Annotated in this window: 11 protein-coding genes and 1 pseudogene; 11 read left to right on the plus strand and 1 reads right to left on the minus strand. The window is 39.3% G+C overall.

Features of this window, described 5'->3' with window-relative positions:
- Positions 1-31: 31 nt before the first annotated feature.
- The 8 genes from IPL24_07200 to IPL24_07235 all read left to right on the plus strand — a co-directional run bounded on the left by IPL24_07200 (position 32) and on the right by IPL24_07235 (position 11,471).
- A complete protein-coding gene (locus tag IPL24_07200; protein ID MBK8363471.1) occupies positions 32-3,955 on the plus strand; it encodes a PKD domain-containing protein in 3,924 nt (1,307 codons plus the stop codon).
- A gap of 197 nt (positions 3,956-4,152) precedes the next feature.
- Complete coding sequence (locus IPL24_07205) at positions 4,153-4,716, plus strand: nucleotide exchange factor GrpE (GenBank protein ID MBK8363472.1); 564 nt, start codon at positions 4,153-4,155, stop codon at positions 4,714-4,716.
- A gap of 17 nt (positions 4,717-4,733) precedes the next feature.
- Positions 4,734-5,882, plus strand: coding sequence for a molecular chaperone DnaJ (gene dnaJ, locus IPL24_07210; protein MBK8363473.1), 1,149 nt, complete (start codon positions 4,734-4,736; stop codon positions 5,880-5,882).
- 102 nt (positions 5,883-5,984) lie between these two features.
- Complete coding sequence (locus IPL24_07215; GenBank protein MBK8363474.1) at positions 5,985-6,905, plus strand: ATP-binding cassette domain-containing protein; 921 nt, start codon at positions 5,985-5,987, stop codon at positions 6,903-6,905.
- Positions 6,906-6,927: 22 nt separating this feature from the next.
- The gene (locus IPL24_07220; GenBank protein ID MBK8363475.1) at positions 6,928-8,259 is read left to right on the plus strand and encodes an ABC transporter permease; all 1,332 of its coding nucleotides are present in this window, start codon (positions 6,928-6,930) and stop codon (positions 8,257-8,259) included.
- A gap of 12 nt (positions 8,260-8,271) precedes the next feature.
- On the plus strand, positions 8,272-9,204 hold the full coding sequence (locus tag IPL24_07225) for a Ppx/GppA family phosphatase (protein ID MBK8363476.1): 933 nt from the start codon (positions 8,272-8,274) through the stop codon (positions 9,202-9,204).
- Between the two features lie 201 nt (positions 9,205-9,405).
- Positions 9,406-10,566, plus strand: coding sequence for a sigma-54-dependent Fis family transcriptional regulator (locus tag IPL24_07230; protein ID MBK8363477.1), 1,161 nt, complete (start codon positions 9,406-9,408; stop codon positions 10,564-10,566).
- 5 nt (positions 10,567-10,571) lie between these two features.
- The gene (locus IPL24_07235) at positions 10,572-11,471 is read left to right on the plus strand and encodes a hypothetical protein (protein MBK8363478.1); all 900 of its coding nucleotides are present in this window, start codon (positions 10,572-10,574) and stop codon (positions 11,469-11,471) included.
- A 138-nt stretch (positions 11,472-11,609) separates the two neighbouring features.
- Here the strand turns inward: IPL24_07235 and alaS are convergent, their stop codons facing one another.
- Positions 11,610-14,213 carry an alanine--tRNA ligase gene (gene alaS, locus IPL24_07240; protein MBK8363479.1) on the minus strand — a complete coding sequence of 868 codons (2,604 nt, stop codon included), beginning with the start codon at positions 14,211-14,213 and terminating at the stop codon, positions 11,610-11,612.
- Between the two features lie 94 nt (positions 14,214-14,307).
- On the opposite strand from alaS, the pseudogene IPL24_07245 reads away from it, so the two are divergent.
- The 3 genes and pseudogenes from IPL24_07245 (at position 14,308) to IPL24_07255 (ending at position 19,522) form a co-directional block, all read left to right on the plus strand.
- A pseudogene (locus tag IPL24_07245) lies at positions 14,308-15,280 on the plus strand (M23 family metallopeptidase).
- A 214-nt stretch (positions 15,281-15,494) separates the two neighbouring features.
- Positions 15,495-18,953 (plus strand): T9SS type A sorting domain-containing protein, encoded by a 3,459-nt coding sequence (locus IPL24_07250; protein MBK8363480.1) that lies wholly within the window; start codon positions 15,495-15,497, stop codon positions 18,951-18,953.
- A gap of 119 nt (positions 18,954-19,072) precedes the next feature.
- Positions 19,073-19,522, plus strand: a complete 450-nt coding sequence (locus tag IPL24_07255) for a MerR family transcriptional regulator (protein MBK8363481.1) — start codon at positions 19,073-19,075, stop codon at positions 19,520-19,522.
- The last annotated feature ends 46 nt before the right edge of the window (positions 19,523-19,568 follow it).

Consider the following 19,568-nt stretch of genomic DNA (forward strand, 5'->3'; position numbering starts at 1 on the left):
TTTCTAATTCAATTCGTGTCACCTAAGTCTGATGAAATCCAAACTGTACTTATTCTTCTTATTCTTACTGTTTTCAAATTCTCTTTTTGCCCAATCAAACTGGAGTGCATTATTGCCTGCACAATTTCCTACTAATGTAAGCGGACAGATTCATGGTATCAGCAGAATCAGTCAGATGAAATTTCATCCAACTAATCCAAATAAATTTTATGCAGTAAGTGCGCGTGGCGGATTATTTATTTCAAACAATGGTGGTACAACCTGGACAATAGCTCCCGGTACTGATGCAATGCCTGTGATGCGATTGGCATCGGTTTGTATAGACTTTTCAAATGATCAGATCATTTATTTAGGTACAGGTGATCACAATTATTACTATAGCGGTAGCGGTGTCTGGAAATCAACAGATGGAGGAAATACTTTTGCTCCTCTTGGATTGTCAGGCAAATTAGTAATTGATATGATCATGGATCCTGCCAATGCAAATACTATTGTAGCAATTACCAATACAGGTATTTACAAAACAACTAATGCAGGTTCTACCTGGACATTAAAAACTGCTTCGAGAGCTTTTGATGATCTTAAGGCAAAAGCGAATTCAACTACCCGGACTCTTTTTGCAGCGACTACTGATTCTGCTTTTTTCAGGTCAACTGATTTTGGAGATACATGGACTCAGATAAATGCAGGAATTGTATTGCCATCAGGTGTTACGAATGGAAATGGTGTTCGACTTGGAGTTACACCTGCTGACAGCAATGTGGTGTACCTTTCAATGGTTGCAAATGGCGGAATGGTTTATAAATCGGTTGATGGCGGTACAACATTTACCGGAATGAAAACAACTTCTTCTCCTTTCATTTCTTATTACTCAAATAGTTCAGCAAGTTCCGGACAAGGTGATTATAACCATGGATTCGGAGTTGACCGGACAGATCCAAATACAATCTGGTATGTAGCGCACTGTGTTTATAAATCGACAGACGGTGGATTAACATGGATACAACAAACCATTTGGTCGCAGGTGTTACATACAGACATGCATCAAATGGTTCAGAATCCGTACAACAGTTCTCAGCTTTACAATATGAATGATGGTGGTGTCTGGCTAAGTACCGATGGTGGTGCAAACTGGGTTCCTAAGAGTGATGGTATTTATGGCTATGAAATTTATCATGGTAACTGCAGTCCAACGCAAAGAGAAACTGTAAGTATAGGTACTCAGGATAATGGTGAATTATATTCAACAGGTACGGGTTGGTTTACAAATCGCGGTGGTGACTGGTCGAGCAAATGTTCGTTTGATTACAGACCTTCAAGTACGATGGTCTATTACCATAGTAAAAATCAACGCGCACTTGTTACAGGTAATGATGTTACTTATGGGCTTCCTTCTAACGTTACACTTTTGCAGGACATAACTTTTCATCGAAGCAATACAAATCTTGCATTTGTTGCTGATACAGTAATTTTAAGAACGACCAATTTGTTGGCAACAACACCGACATGGACGCAGATTGCAAATCTTGGAAAAAAGATCATGGCAATGCATTGTTCCTTTGCTGATCCGAACCGGTTGTACATTATCACAGCCGATGCTATGATCTATGTAAGTACAAATGCATTAAGCGCAACACCAACCTTTACATCCTACGCTTTACCGAATAATACGAATAATGCAGCAAGCATTACTTCAATCAGAAATTCACCGAATACAATTTACATAACTTGTAATACGAGGGTTTACCGGTCAACAGATAATGGTGCAACATGGACCAATATCACTTTGAATTTACCTTCAACTAATCACGTGAGGATTCTTGCGGATGAATATTTTTCATCAAATGAACTTGTTTTTCTTGCGACAAGTAATACTGTGTATTTTAAAAATTCTTCTAATTCTTCATGGACAATTTTTAATACCAATTTACCGACTCGAACAGAAGTTGTCGATCTTTCAATTTACAACGACAGCACACCAAATTCGATTCTCAGAGTTGCCACTTATGGACGCGGAATATTCGAAACCTCTATATCAAGTGTAAGAACTCTTACAGCTAATTTTTCAGCAAATAATCTTTACCCTTGTTTAGGTGGCTCTGTTCAGTTTGGAGATCTGTCAACAGGAAGCCCGACATCCTGGGCGTGGACATTTCCCGGAGGTACACCCGGAACTTCAACACTTGCTAACCCACTGATCACTTATTCGTCTGCAGGAACTTATAACGTTACTCTCACTGTGTCAAATGGAGTTTCTACCAATACATTCACAAGAACTGCTTACATCAGTACTAAAGGAGGTAATATACCTTTAGCTGAAAATTTTGAAGGAGCAATTTACCCTCCTTCAAGCTGGACTGAATTTGATGATGCTGCTGATGGAGTCAAATGGCAAGTGAGTACAGCAGTGAGCGGATTTGGAAATGAAATACAATCCATTTATTTTAATAACTGGACTCAGAATGCAACAGGAAAGAAGGATGAGATCAGAACTCCGCGATTGAATGGCGAGTCATACAATTCCATCACACTTAAATTTGATGTTGCTTACTGGAGCTATACCAATCAGACCGAACAAGACACCTTGCAGGTTTTAATTTCAACAGATTGCGGAAATACGTTTACGCAAGTTTATAATAAAGGAGGTGCAACGCTTTCAACAGTGCCGGGAAATTCTACGTCAGCATTTACGCCAACTTCAACTCAATGGCGTACAGAAACAATCAATCTCAATGCATACATAGGTCAAAGTTTTATTCTTGCCTTCAGAAATGTAGCAAGATATGGAAACAACTTATATCTGGATAATATCAATGTGAATGCAACTGTTGCTGCAATCGCAGGACCGGATGTAACAATTTGTAGTGGAGGATCAACAACTATTGGAGGAGCTTCGACTGCAGGAATAAATTATTCATGGCGCCCGGCTGCTACATTGGTAACTTCATTGATCAGTAATCCTGTTGCTACTCCAGTATCTACTCAACAATACATTCTTACTGCAACTCATGCACTTTCGGGAATTTTCGCAAGGGACACAATGGTTGTGACTGTTATTCCAAACTCGGCAACGATATTGGTACCGTTAAATTCATCCATGTGCAGAAATATTCCATTCAATATTCCATTCACTGTTGCATGTAATTATAATCCCGGTAATATTTTTACTGCAGAACTCAGTGACTCAAGTGGAAGTTTTGCCAATGTTGTTCCAATAGGTTCATTGACTTCAATAAGTAACGGAACGATCAGTGCATTGATTCCTTCTAATGTCGTAAATGGTTCAGGATTCAGAATAAGAATTGTTTCGTCATCGCCTGTTACAACGGGAGCTAATAATGGCAGTAATATTTCCATTTCTGACTGTGCATTTTCATTCAATCTAAAAGTATTTATTCAAGGCTATTATGTTGGAAGCAGTACGATGAGAGCCACGGTGAATCCTGTTTTGTATCCGACTTTATGTGATACATTAACAATGGAATTGCACAATACCGTTTCTCCATATGCTTTGAGTTATCTTAGTAAAGGAACAATCAATGTTACAGGCAATGGGTCATTCCTTTTTCCAACTGCTGCCATTGGACAACAATATTATGTGGTTATTAATCATAGAAATGCTTTACAGACCTGGAGTGCAAATCCGGTTTCGGTTACTTCCGGTGGTAGCTATGATTTCACTACAGCTGCAGGCAATGCTTTCGGATCTAATCAGATTCAAGTAAGTCCGGGTGTGTTTGCTATTTATAGCGGGGATATTTCAAATGGAATTTCAGGAGGAGTGGCAGATGGACAAGTGACCATGGCTGATCTAAATGAACTACAGGCTTTCGTGACGCAGTTTCTCAATAACTATAATTATCACGATCTCAATGGTGATTTTTCCGTTGAATCACTTGATTATAGTTTAATGGAAAACAACCTGAATCTGAATTTAGTTGTTAAAAAACCTTGATCATTAATTAGTTCCTAAACCGGATCGCTTATTCACTTTTCTAATTTTATGCTGAATTGAAGTTTTTCGCCTTTTAGCCCGACAGAAAACCGTATATTTGCGCCTGCCAAATTGACCTCTAAATTGAAGTGGCAAAGTACTTGAAGCTTGCTCAAAACCCTTGAATTTTGTCAATTTTTAAAAATATCAGAAATAAAATGAAATCGAAAGACCATAAAGGTGACATGGATAATACTGCGGAAAATGAAAATCTGACGGATGAAAGCACTCCAATGGAGGCTGCTCTTCCTGATGCTAATGTTGAAGAAATTGACCCAATCGCAAAATTGGAAGCTGAATTAACAGAATCAAGAGATAAATATCTCTACATGTATTCTGAATTTGAGAATTATAAACGCAGAGTGTCCCGCGACAGAATTGAGCAATCAAAACTTGCAGGGTCAGATGTGTTTTTAGCAATTCTTCCTATTCTTGACGATATGGAAAGAGCTATCAAATCTTTTGAAAGTACCAGTGATGTTGAAGCAATAAAAGCGGGTATCAATCTTATCTATTCTAAATTAAAATCAACTACAGAAAGCAAAGGCCTCAAGCCGATGGATGCTACCGGAAAACCATTTGATGCAGATCTTCATGATGCTATTACAAATATTCCGGCTCCTACTCCTGACCTAAAAGGAAAGGTGATTGATGAAGTTGAAAAAGGATACTTTTTAAATGATAAGGTAATCCGTCATGCTAAAGTTGTTGTTGGAAATTAAGATTGCCTTTAAAAATTATGTCTAAAAGAGATTACTACGAAATACTTGGTGTAGCAAAAGGTGCTGCTGAAGGCGATATTAAAAAGGCCTACAGGCAGATGGCCTTGAAATTCCATCCGGATAAAAATCCTGGAAATAAAGAGGCTGAAGAAAAATTCAAAGAAGCTGCTGAAGCTTATGAAGTTCTCAGCAATTCTGAAAAACGTCAACGCTATGATCAGTTTGGTCACAGAGGTATGAATGGCGCCGGCGGTGGTGGACAAGGTGGAATGAATATGGAAGATATCTTCTCACACTTTGGAGATATTTTCGGCGGCGAAGGAAATGGTTTTGAAAGTTTCTTTGGTGGTGGCAGCAGAGGTGGACGAAGAGTTAACCGTGGTACAAACCTCAGAGTAAAAGTCAGCTTAACACTTGAAGAAATTGCTCAAGGCGTAGAGAAAAAAATAAAAGTCAACAAACATATTTCATGTACTTCCTGTAAAGGATCCGGTGCTCAGGATGGTTCTTCATTTCATAAGTGCGGAACTTGTAATGGTGCAGGTCAGGTACACAGAGTGACCAGTACTTTCATCGGTCAAATGCGAACGACTGCAACTTGTCCGACTTGTAATGGCGAAGGACAAACGATTCAGAATAAATGTAAGTCGTGTCATGGAAGTGGATTGCAACATGGCGAGGAAGTGATCTCCATTAACATTCCTGCGGGAGTTGGAGAAGGAATGCAATTAACAGTTAGCGGAAAAGGAAATGCTGCTGAGCGTGGTGGAATTGCCGGAGATCTTTATATTGTAATTGAAGAGATCAAGCATCCGCATCTTCAGCGCGACGGAAATAATTTACTACATGATCTTTATATCAATTTCGCTGATGCATCTTTGGGAATTTCGCTGGAGATTCCAACTATCGATGGAAAAGCAAAGATCAAGATCGATGCAGGAACGCAGGCCGGAAAAGTATTACGCTTGAAAGGCAAAGGACTACCTTCTGTAAATAGTTATGGCAGAGGTGATCTGTTGGTGAATATCAATGTCTGGACACCACAACATGTTTCCGCTGAAGAAAAAAAGTTGCTTGAGCAACTCCGGAATTCTCCGAATTTTAAACCAAATCCGGGCAAAAGCGATAAAACATTCCGCGACAGAGTGAGAGAGTTTTTCGAGTAAAAGACTCTACAATTTTATGTTCGAAGAAATGTAAAAATAAATTAAACCCCGACTGTTTATTCAGCCGGGGTTTTTTACATTTACGCATCTTCTACGATCCTTATGAATATTCTTGAAATTGAAAATGTCTCAAAGAATTATGCAGCGCATAGAGCTTTGGATGGTGTTACCCTTCACATACCATCTCATTGTGTGTTTGGTTTACTTGGCCCGAATGGTGCCGGAAAAACTTCACTCATCCGTATCATCACGCAAATTACTGCGCCCGATTCAGGACGCATTCTTTTTAAAGGTCAGCCTTTAAGTACAGAACATGTTTTGCAGATGGGTTATCTTCCTGAAGAACGCGGCCTCTATAAAAAAATGGAAGTAGGCGAGCAGGCATTATATCTTGCACGACTGAAAGGAATGTCGCGCGCTGATGCAATGAAAAAATTGAAGTTCTGGTTTGAGAAATTCGAGATCCAGGCGTGGTGGAAAAAGAAGGTGGAAGAACTTTCAAAAGGAATGGCGCAGAAAGTTCAGTTCATCACAACTGTTTTACATGAACCTGAGTTTTTAATTTTAGATGAACCATTCACTGGTTTTGATCCTATCAATGCTGAGCTTGTGAAGAATGAATTACTGGAACTTAAAAACAAAGGAACTACAATCGTGCTCTCAACGCATAGAATGGAAAGTGTGGAGGAGCTGTGTAATAATATTGCTTTGATCGATAATGCACACGTTATTCTGAATGGAAGTGTGAAAGATATCCGTAAACAATTTCGTAGTCATATGTTCGAAATCAATTATGTCGGAAACAGAATTGGATTTACAAATGCGCTGTGGACAGGATTTGAATTGATCGACCTTAAAGAAGAGGAAGAACACAGTACTGCAAAAGTGAAAATGCTTGGCAATCTGACAGTGAATGATATGCTTTCATTGCTGATGCCGCATGTACAGATCATCGGACTGCAAGAGATCGTTCCAAGTATGAATGATATTTTCATCAAACAAGTAAGCGAGAATAGAAACTAGTTTAAACAGAAATCAAATTGTTATGAATAAGATCCTTTTAGTAATTCAACGGGAATATCTGACACGGGTAAAGAAAAAGTCTTTTATCGTGATGACCTTTTTAGGGCCGTTGCTGATGAGTGGTATTTTTGTTTCTGCTTTTTTACTCGATAAAGTCGATACGGAAGTAAAGAAAATTGGTGTGATCGATAACACACATATTTTTGTAAATAAATTCAAAGATAATGAGCGTGTTAAATTTGAATATCTGAATGAAGATGTAGAAAAAGTCAGAAGCGAAAGTAAGAACCGCGGTTACTTTGGTGTATTGGTTATACCGGCAACAGAAAATCTGAGTAGTCTGGAGAAAGCGGTTACCTTTTATTCTGAATCTCAACCGGGATTTGATATAATTTCTAAAATAAAATTTACGATTGAAAAGGAGATCAATACACAGAAATACATTTCTGCGGGTATTGATGAATCTAAACTCTTAGCAATCAAAACCGATGTCAATATTCAAACCCGGGATCTTGAAAACAAGGAAACAAGTACGCCTCTTACTACAGGACTTGGATTTGCAGCAGGACTGTTGATCTATCTTTTCATATTTATATACGGTGCAATGGTTATGCGTGGTGTTCTGGAAGAAAAGACGAGCAGGATAGTGGAAGTCATTATCTCTTCTGTAAAACCATTTCAATTGATGATGGGGAAAATTGTTGGAGTCGCTTTGGTTGGATTAACTCAGTTTTTATTGTGGGTCATTCTTAGCTCGACTGTCTTTTTCGCCTTGACATCGTCACTGATGTCCGGAAAATCTGATAAAGAGAAAGCGGAGATGATCATGAAGTCTCGACCGGGAATGGAAGAAGCGATGCAACAAGCTGATGAGGACTCGCCGATCAAAGGCGATAAAATGATGAAGCTTGATTCAATTTTGGGAACAATAAACTTCCCGCTATTGATCGGTATGTTTATTTTCTATTTCCTTGGTGGTTACTTGCTTTATAGTGCATTGTTTGCTGCTATAGGCGCTGCAGTCGATTCGGAAACAGACACGCAGCAGTTCATGTTGCCTGTCACGATACCACTCATTATTGCTTATGTTGCAGCTGCAACGGTCATCAACAATCCACAGGGCAACGTCGCCTTCTGGTTTTCTGTCATACCGTTCACCTCGCCGATTGTAATGATGGTGCGGATTCCATTTGGAGTTCCATGGGAACACATTGTTCTTTCAATGGTTCTGTTGATCGCAGGATTTATTTTTACAACCTGGATTGCAGCACGGATCTACAGAGTAGGGATTTTAATGTACGGCAAAAAAGTTACTTATAAGGAGCTGTGGAAATGGCTTCGTTTTCAGAATTAATATACATGTAATTTGCGGATAGCAATTTTAGATCTTGGTACAAATACATTTCATTTACTGGTCACTTCGGTAAATAAAAACGGCGTTTGGAAAAAAGTTTTTAAATCAAAGTCTGTTGTCAAATTGGGAGAAGGTGCAATTCATAAGAATGAGATCGCGCCGATTCCTTTTCGAAGAGGGATAAAAGCGCTAGAACATTATAAAAAGATCATCGACATTCATATGCCTGAAAAGGTTTTTGCATTTGCAACTTCAGCGATAAGAGGCGCAACGAATGGTCATGACTTTGTTGCAATGGCGAAAGAGAAAACCGGAATTGAGATCACTGTTATTTCCGGAGAAAAGGAAGCTGAGCTTATTTACCTCGGCGTCAGACAATGCATTTCTCTGAATGATCAACCGGTTCTGATCATGGATATTGGCGGCGGGAGCACAGAATTTATTATTGCAGATAAAGATAAGATCTTCTGGAAGCACAGTTTTAATATTGGTGCAGCGCGATTACTCGAAATGTTCAGGCCATCAGATCCGATCTTGCCTGCTGAAATAAGTTCGATTGAAACATTTCTTTCCAATGAACTTGCGATAATGGTTGATGCAGTTGAGAAATTTAAACCGGAACATCTGATCGGTTCGTCAGGATCGTTTGACACATTTGCAGAAATGATAGGATATGAATTTTATAACAGGAATGTGATCAGCGATAAAAATTCCTATAGTTTCAAAATTGACGAGTATTTAAAATTGCATGAGAAAATATTGTACTCAACCGCAATGCAAAGAAATCTAATGAAAGGCCTGGTTAAAATGCGGATTGACATGATCGTCATGGCTACAATTTGTACTTCAATGGTTTTGAATAAAACCGATATTAAGAAGATGACTTTGTCGAAGTATGCGCTGAAGGAAGGGGCTTTGAGTATGGTTATTTCGGGGAAGGCTTGAAAGCAGTAGCTGTAGAAAAAAAATTTAAACACGGAGAAAAAGGAGAAAAAAAGGGAGAAAAAAAGAGATCTCCTTTTTCTCCCTTTTTTTCTCCTTTTTCTCCGTGTTTAAAAAATATCACGCCTACACGTATGATTTGATCAACAGTCTACAAGCACTCTGCAAACATTTTGATTATCTTCGCCCTCTCAAAACAAGTATATGGCCAAGATCCTGATCATCGACGATGAAAAAGCAATTTGTAATACCCTGAAAGAAATTCTTTCCTATGAAAAGTACGAAGTAGATATTGCAAATGATGGTGCCGAAGGAATAAAAAAAGCAGAGACAGGAAATTACGATCTTGTTTTATCTGATATCAAAATGCCTAAGATGGATGGCATTGAAGTATTGCAAAAACTTCAGGAAATGAATCCGGATCTGCCTGTTGTAATGATCAGCGGACATGGAACTATTGAGACTGCAGTTGACGCATTGAAAAAAGGTGCATACGATTATATTTCAAAGCCACCGGATCTGAACCGACTTTTAGTTACCGTGAGAAATGCTCTAGATCGTTCTTCATTGATCACTGAAACCAAAACACTAAAGCGCAAAATTTATAAGACCCGCGAAATGGTTGGAGATTCTCCTGCCATTGCTCAAATAAAAGAGATCATTGAAAAAGTTGCACCGACTGAAGCAAGAGTTCTTGTGACGGGAAGTAATGGTACAGGAAAGGAACTTGTTGCCCGCTGGATCCATGAAAAGAGCAATCGTTCTGCCGGACCGATGATCGAAGTGAATTGCGCTGCTATTCCTTCTGAACTTATCGAAAGTGAATTATTCGGGCATGAGAAAGGTGCATTTACATCAGCAATAAAACAACGTATCGGTAAATTTGAACAAGCTTCGGGCGGGACTTTATTTCTTGATGAGATCGGTGACATGAGTCTTTCTGCTCAGTCAAAAGTTTTACGCGCATTGCAGGAAAATAAAATTACGCGTGTTGGTGGCGAGAAGGAGATTACAGTAAGTCCGAGAGTTGTTGCTGCAACAAACAGAGATCTGAAAGTGGAAATTGAAAAAGGAAATTTCAGAGAGGATCTTTATCACAGGTTGTCGGTAATATTGATTCATGTACCGTCACTGAACGACAGGAAAGATGATATCCCAACGCTGGCAAATTATTTCGTCAATGAGATCTGCCAGGATTACGGCATGCCGGTGAAAGCATTTTCTGCGGAGGCTTTGAAAGAATTGCAGAAGATCAACTGGACAGGAAATATCCGGGAGTTACGAAATGTTGTTGAACGGCTCGTGATCTTATCGGATAAGAAAATTACAGAAAAAGAAGTATTACAATTTGCAGGAAAAAAATAGTTTGTATGACAAAGCACAAAAGCATTCACAGATACAATAGAAATTATAAAAATTTTAATTTTTCTGATCTTACTCCAACGGCAGATGAGGAATATCTGGAGTTAACCGTTGAACTTGATTCTGAAGGCCGGGTTGTAACTGAATCCAAATTCAGTCCTGATGGTGAGCTTGAAGAACAAAGCACCTACAAATACGGCGACCACGGAAAATTGATTGAACATGAACTGCATTATGTAGTCGATGATGCCCGTGAAAAGCGTGTCCTGCAGAGAAATGAAAAAGGAAATGTTGTCAGCGAAATAAAATACTATGGAACTGAAGAAGGTTCAAGAACGAATTATGAATACGATGCGAAGGAAAACATTGTAGCGATCGTTACGCTTGATGAAGAAGGCGAATTTGCTTCGCGTGAAGAAATTAAGTACGACGACAAAGGTGCAGTCATCGAGCGGGCAATTCTGGATGATAAAAAATCAATCGTTTCAAAAACAGTTTTCAATTATTTATCAGGAACACAAATTGAAGAAATTGAAAGTGGTGCTAACGGCCAGATGATCTCAAGAACATTGAATACGTTTGATGAAAAGGGAAATGAATTAACTTCAGTCCAAACAAACCCTGAAGGCAAATTGATCTCAGGAGTAAAAAATATTTACGACGACAAAGGCAATGTCATTGAAAAGATCTACAAAGATTTTTACAGCAAGAATGTAAAAAATGAATACGACGACCAGAACCGTTTACTAAAACAAGAGATCTACGATGTAAACGGAATGCTCATCAAAAGAAATGCATTTGTCTATGACGACGAAGGAAATATTTTAGAAGAACAGAATTACGAAATGGATTCAACGAGAGGGGGAAGGGATAGGCATTTTGGGACTAGGTATGTTTACAATGATTAAGCTGTACGCTTAGTGAGTTTTTTTAACACAGAGTTCATAGAGAAAAAAAGGGAGAAAAAAGAGAATTAATATATTCTCCTTTTTCTCCCTTTTTTTATGTGTTCTCCGTGTTTTATTTTACGCGCTAAATTTAAAGCCTTAACCCAAAAAACCTTCCGCCATCGAAATCGCTTTCTTCAACCCCGACGGATTTTTACCGCCAGCCGTTGCATAAAAAGGTTGCCCGCCACCACCACCTTGGATCTCTTTCGATAATTCGCGGATGATGTTGGTTGCATTCAGGTTTTTATCTTTTACTAAATTATCGGAAACGATCAGACTCAACAATGCTTTGCCATCGATCTCGGCTCCGGCAAGGAAGAATAAATTTTCTACCTGATTCTTTAATTCGAATGATAAATTTTTCAGAGCATCTGCAGTCGGTAATTCAATTTGTTCGGCAAGGAAATTTATTCCATTTACTGACTTGATCTTTCCGAGCAATTCTTTCTTAATGACCTGTGTTTTTTCATTTGTAAAAACATTGATCTGTTCCTGAAGCGCTGTGTTCTCATCCATCAACCCCTGGATTCGTTGTACAAGATCTTTCGGATGTTTCAATAATTCTTTGATGGAATTCAATTGCAATTGCTGCTCTTCGAAATATGCCTCCGCTTTATCGGCAGTGATTGCTTCGATACGACGAACACCGGCAGCTACTGCACTTTCGGAAACAATTTTTATTTGTCCGATCTGTCCGGTTGCTTTTACATGAGTTCCTCCACACAATTCAATGGAGTAGGAAGGGTCGAAAGTGATCACGCGAACAAACTCACCATACTTTTCACCAAACAATGCCATCGCACCCATTTCCATTGCCTGCTGCACCGGAACATTTCTCTTTTCATCGAGCAAAATATTTTCACGGATCTTTTCATTCACGATCTTTTCGATCTTCTGAATTTCTTCGTCTGATACTTTTGCAAAATGTGAAAAGTCAAAACGTGTCTGAGCTTCATTAACAAGCGATCCTTTCTGATTCACATGCGAACCCAGAACTTGTTTCAACGCAGAATGCAAAAGGTGAGTAGCAGAGTGATTGTTGCTGATCTGCTTTCTGCGCTTTCCATTTATCTGAGTGAAAAATGTTGCACTCACATCTTTCGGAAGTTTATCGACGTAGTGAATGATCAGATTGTTTTCTTTCTGCGTATCTGTAATGGTTGTCTTTTCTCCATTTGCTTCAATGAAACCTGTATCACCGACTTGTCCGCCGCTTTCTGCATAGAAAGGAGTACGATTTAGTACCAACTGATACTGTTCTTTGTTCTTAGCTTTTACTTTTCTGTAACGAAGAATCTCTGCATCACCTTCAAATTCATCGTAGCCGGTAAACTCAACTTCTTCTCCTTCGCGAACAATTACCCAATCATCAGTATCAACCACTGCTGCTGCACGCGATCTTTCTTTTTGTTCGTCCAGACTCTTATTAAAGCCAACCATGTCGACTTCCATGCCTCTTTCACGAGCCATTAATTCTGTAAGGTCAATTGGAAAACCGAATGTATCAAAAAGTTCGAATGCAAATTTGCCATCCACATTCTTGCCTTTGTATTCTTCGAATTTTTTTATTCCTGTATCTAATGTTCTAAGAAAAGCATTTTCTTCTTCAGTGATCACACGGATCACAAAATCCTGCTGGGCTTTTAATTCAGGGAAAACATCTTTGAACTGTTCTGCAAGAATTGGAGCCAGTTTATTCATGAATGGTTCTTTCAGATTCAGAAAAGTAAATCCATAACGGACAGCACGACGAAGAATCCTGCGGATCACATACCCTGCCTTATTATTACTCGGTAATTGTCCGTCAGCAATCGCTAATGCAATTGCACGAATGTGATCAGACATTACACGCATGGCAATATCTGTTTTTTCTGCAGCGCCATATTTTACTCCTGAATTCAATGCAATGAATTGAATCATCGGTTGGAAGACATCAGTATCATAATTCGAAGTCTTGCCTTGCATGGCCATACACAAACGTTCAAAACCCATTCCTGTATCGACATGTTGCGCAGGCAATTTATCGAGACTTCCATCTGTCTTGCGATTGAATTCCATGAAGACGTTGTTCCAAACTTCAATCACTTGTGGATGCGATTCATTCACTAACGTTTTTCCGTCAACTTTTTTTCTTTCTTCATCGGAACGAAGATCAACGTGAATTTCAGTACAAGGACCACACGGACCCGTTGCACCCATTTCCCAGAAATTATCTTTTTTATTACCTCTCAAAATTCTGTCTTCCGGCAACACTTTTTTCCAATGATCAAAACTCTCCTGATCGAATGCAAGGTTTTCTTTTGCATCGCCTTCAAATACGGTGACGTATAATCTATCCTTTGGAAGTTTGTAAATATCAGTCAGCAATTCCCAGCTCCATGCAATTGCATCTTTTTTGAAATAATCGCCGAACGACCAGTTCCCAAGCATTTCAAACATGGTATGATGGTACGTGTCAATTCCAACTTCCTCAAGGTCATTGTGTTTACCTGAAACCCGCAAACATTTTTGAGTATTCGCGATCCGCGCATATTTTGCCGGTGAATTTCCGAGAAAAATATCCTTGAATTGATTCATACCCGCATTGGTGAACATGAGCGTAGGATCATTTTTCACTACCATTGGTGCGGAAGGAACGATATGGTGGCCTTTACTCTTGAAAAAATCAAGAAAAGCGGTCCGGATTTGAGCCGAAGTCATCATTGTATTTTAAGTTGGTTGTAGTATCTTGAGAGCGTATATTTGCACGCCCAAAGTCGTGCGAATATAAACAGGATAAACGAATTTTTATAGAATGCCGAACGTAAAATATCACTTCAATACTGCCACGCTGAAATACGAACGAGTCATCGTTAGCTGGAAGAAGCGATTTTTTCGTTTAATGGGTTGGCTGGCTACGGCTGTAGTTTTTGGAGCTATTATCATGCTCATTGCATATAACTTTTTTGATTCTCCGAAAGAAAAAAGACTAAAACGCCAACTTGAAGAAACCACTTATCAGCTTGAACTATTAAAGCAGCGAAGTGATCAGGTTGCAGAAGTACTGAAAGATATTCAGGAAAGAGACAATACAATTTACAGAGTCATCTTTGAAGCAGAACCAATTCCATCTAGTGTTCGTGGAGCGGGATTTGGTGGTGTTGATCGTTACAATAAACTTCGTGACTATTATAATGCTGATCTCATTGTCGATGTTACAAAGAGAATCGATCAACTTTCTAAACAATTGTATGTTCAGTCGAAATCGTACGATGAAGTCTGGCAACTGGTAAAGAATAAAGCAACAATGCTTGCTGCAATTCCTGCTATACAACCTGTGTCGAATAAAGATATGACACGCGTAGCTTCCGGTTATGGCTGGAGAATTCATCCCATCTACAAAACAGAAAAATTACATACAGGAATGGATTTCACTGCTATTGTCGGAACAGAGATCTATGCAACAGGAAATGGATCTGTCGTAAAGGTTGAAAAGGATGGGCGTGGTTATGGAAATAATATCATCATCAATCATGGGTACGGCTATGAAAGTTTATACGGACACATGAGCAAATTTAATGTTCGACCTGGACAAAAAGTGAAGCGCGGCGATCTGATTGGTTTCGTTGGAAACTCAGGTACTTCTACAGGACCGCATTTACACTATGAGGTTCGGAAAAATGGAAATCCTGTAAATCCGGTCAACTTCTATTATAATGATCTTACTCCTGAAGAATACACGAAAAATGCTGGAAATTTCTTCTCAGGCCGGACAAGCTTTTGATTAATTACATGGTGTTATAGGAGGTTGACAGGTTTGCAGGTTCGCAACCTGCAAACCTGTTAACCTGTCAACCTGTAAACCCTTTAATCTCTTCCAATCTCACTTTTTCAACTATTTCCTTCGCTTTACCGCGCCCATAGCGGCTTTTGCCAAATAACCCATTGGATTATTTCAATATTACCTGTACTTTCGCGCCACTTAACTTAATATAAGACAACATGTTAAAAAAATTACAATTCGCGGTTTTTGCACTCTTGATTTTCTCATCTGCAAATGCTCAAAATTTTAAATGGGCAGTATCAGGTGGCGGTGCTACTTATGATGAAGGTGTCGGAATAACAACCGATGCAAACGGAAATGTTCTGATCACAGGTATGCTGGAAAGCGTAGCCAATTTCAGCGGAACAGTTTTGACTGCTGCCGGACAACACGATATTGTTGTTGCAAAATATAATGCAGACGGAACATTGTTATGGGTTAGAAAAGCCGGAGGTTTGGAAGGCGATAAAGCTTATGGTATTGTCACTGATGCAGCAATGAATGTTTACATCAGCGGAGAGTATGAAGCTACTTCCAGTTTCGGAAATGGAATTTCAATTACGTCATCAGGTGGTAATGATGCATTCATAGCTAAGTATGATTCAAGCGGAAATATTCAATGGGTTTCCCCGATAAAAGGAACAGGTGAGGAAAGAGGATATGGATTGAGTCTGGATCAAGCAGGAAATATTTACTGTACAGGATTCTCTTCAAGTGGAATTACCAATTTTGGTAATAACAAAACAACTACAGGCAATGCAGGTGGCGAAGATATTTATCTTGCGAAATTTAATTCAAGCGGACTATGCCAATGGGCAAAGCGTTTTGGTGGAAGTAATGCTGACAGAGGATATCAGGTGCTTGCTGATAATAACGGAAATCTTTTTATCAATGGTGTATTTTCAAACACGGTAAATTTCGGAACAGGTAATCAGACGAGCGCAGGTAAAACTGATATTTATTTTGCAAAAGCCAGTCAAAGCACCGGTACAGTTTCATGGGTTAAAAAATATGGAAGTACAGAGGATGAAGTTGTGTATTCACTTTTCAAAGATGCAGCAGGAAACTTTTATCAGGCAGGTAGCTTTAAACTTACAACAAACTTCGGTGGAATTTCTCTGACAAGTTCATGGAATAGTGATGGCTTTGTTTTGAAAACAGATAACAATGGAAATTCAACATGGGCTATAAAAATGGGAAGCGGTTATGCTGACATCGCCCGTGGTGTAAGTGCCGACAACAACGGAAACGTTTTTGTTTGCGGAGAGTTTGGCGGTTGGGTGAATTTTGGTGGTACTAACATTCAAAGTGCCGGCGATATGGACGCATTTGTTGCATGTTATGATGCTGCTACTGCGGCTATCAAGTGGGTAAAAGGTGCTGGTTCTGCAGTGTATGATAAAGCCCGCGGCATTACTACATCTTCAGCAGGTGTCACTTATGTTACCGGTGATTTTAAAAATACTGTAGCTTTTGGTCCGTCGACATTAACTTCAAATGGACTTGCAGATATTTTTGTTGCAAGAATGGGTGCTGCATTTGCTGCAGAGCCAACGAATTCTTCAACATCACTTACTATCGGAACAACTACATGTTCAAGTGCACAATTAAACTGGATCAGTGGTAATGGTGCGAAACGAATTGTAATTGCTAAAGCCGGTTCAGCAGTTTCTGCTTTGCCTGTTGATGGAATGGTTTATTCTGCAAATGCTGCTTTCGGTAGTGGTGCAGATCTTGGTGGTGGAAATTTTATCGTGTATGATGGAACTGCAAATAATACTAACGTAACAGGACTAACTCCGGGAGTAAATTATCATTTCTCAGTTGTAGAATATAATGGCGCTGCTGAAACTGTAAATTATAAAACAACAACATTACCTGTTGCAAATACAACTATTGCAGGTGCAAATGTTACTTTCAATGTGCAAAATCCATCGATTTGTCCGGGTGGTAATGTTTCAATCACTGCCAGTGGTGCAACAACATATAACTGGTCACCGTCAACAGGATTGAGTGCAACAACAGGAAGTACCGTAATTGCTAATCCGGCAACAACAACAACTTATACTGTAGTTGGAACAACGGGTGCCTGTACAGATACAGAAATGATAACCGTGACTGTTGGCTCAGGTGCTGCTAACGTAACTTTTTCTGTGCAAAATCCTACGATCTGTCAAGGTGGAAATATTTCTATTACAGCAAGCGGTGCAACGAACTATACATGGTCACCGGCAACAGGCCTGAGTGCAACAACAGGAAGTACAGTTGTTGCGAATCCTACAACAACTACAACTTATACTGTAGTTGGAACAACAGGATCATGCAGTGATACAAAAACTATAACAGTAACCGTTGCATCTCCATCGGTAACATTCTCTGTACAAAATCCTTCGATTTGTCCGGGCGGAAGTGTTTCGATTACTGCAAACGGCGCAACAACTTATGCATGGTCTCCGGCAACGGGATTAAGCGCGACAACAGGAAGTACAGTAGTTGCGAATCCAGCATCGACTACAACCTATACAGTAGTCGGAACAACAGGTTCATGCAGTGATACGAAAACAATTACCGTTACAGTCGGAGCAGGTTCAGCAAATGTGACCTTCTCAGTTCAGAACCCAACGATATGTCCCGGTGGTAATGTTTCAATCACTGCAAGTGGTGCAACAACATACAACTGGTCTCCTTCAACAGGATTAAATGTAACAACAGGAAGTACAGTCATTGCAAGTCCGGCTACAACTACTACGTACACTGTGATTGGTACAAGCGGTTCATGTTCTGATACAAAAACAATTACAGTAACGGTAGGAAGTGGACAAAGTGTATCGTTCACAGGACTTGCGCCGGCTTATGCACCGAATGGTTCAGGAGCATTTTTAACAGGAACTCCTGCAGGTGGAGTGTTTTCCGGTCCGGGCATGACAGGTAATTATTTCAGACCATCGGCTGCCGGAACAGGTGGACCATATACGATTACATATACTGTTTCAGGTGGATCATGCGCAAGTACTGCTACTCAGACAACAAGTGTTACTGCGCAGCCAAATAATTGTACGATTCCTCCGACAAGTGGTTCTGCAAGCAACATTACTTCTACAAGTGCATTGATCACATGGAGTACAACGGCAATCTCTGATTCACTTCAATTGAAGTACCGCGTTTCAGGATCGCCTGAAGGTTCTTCTATAGTTGTTGTTATACCAACACCTGCCGGAACTCCGAACTCATATCAGTTAACAGGTCTGACTCCCGGAACAGTATACTCTGTTTATCTGAGAGCAATTTGTAACAATGTAAAATCAGCTGACCAGTTACGTATTCCGTTTACAACACCAAGTGTTGCCAGAGTAAGAGATATTGAAGCCGTTTCATCAATTGAAAATATTGATTTCACTGTTTATCCCAATCCAAGTCAGGGTGTTTTCAATCTGAGTTTCTTCCCGATGGAAAATCAGATCTACAACATCAGAATTTATGATATGAATGGAAGAGTTGTATGGACTGCGGAATATAATTCAACGGCGGGAGAAAATATTATTCCGGTTGACTTGCAGAATTATTCGAAAGGTATTTACATTGTTGAAATGATAAGCGGCAAAAGTGTTTATCAGTCAAGAATGGTTGTACAAGAGTAATTTGTTAAGACTTCTGAAAACCTGCATCTTACGGTGCAGGTTTTTTTTTGCCTGCATGAAAAAGTTGTTGGATATTTAAAACATACACTCTATATTCGCTAAACTTAAAAGGACCACAAATGCCGTATAAAGAGAAAGAAATCGAGAAATTATACTACACCATCGGTGAAGTTGCACAAATGTTCAACGTTAATACTTCTCATATCCGTTTCTGGTCAAAGGAATTTGATGTGATCCGCCCGGCTACCAATAAAAAAGGTAACAGGATGTACACTCAACCTGATATCGAAAATTTTAAGAAAATTTATCACCTCGTTAAAGAAAAAGGATTTACTCTGAAAGGAGCAAAAACTGAATTAAAAGATAAGCGTACAGTAAGACCTGATTTCTATGCTAATGGCAACGAAGTTCAGTTACATGATAATCCAATCGACATTCCTATTTTCTCTGCATCTCAGGCAGATCAGGATGCCTTCGTAAATAAAATTGCATTAAAGAATACGTTGTCAAAAATAAAATCGTCTCTTTTAGAAATGCAACGTGACCTTACTTTGCTTGAAGCAAGATAAGTAACCATACCGATCATTTATTTCTAATTTCAAATTCAGTATACGG

The organism is Bacteroidota bacterium (assembly GCA_016711505.1).
Lineage (GTDB): Bacteria > Bacteroidota > Bacteroidia > AKYH767-A > 2013-40CM-41-45 > JADKIH01.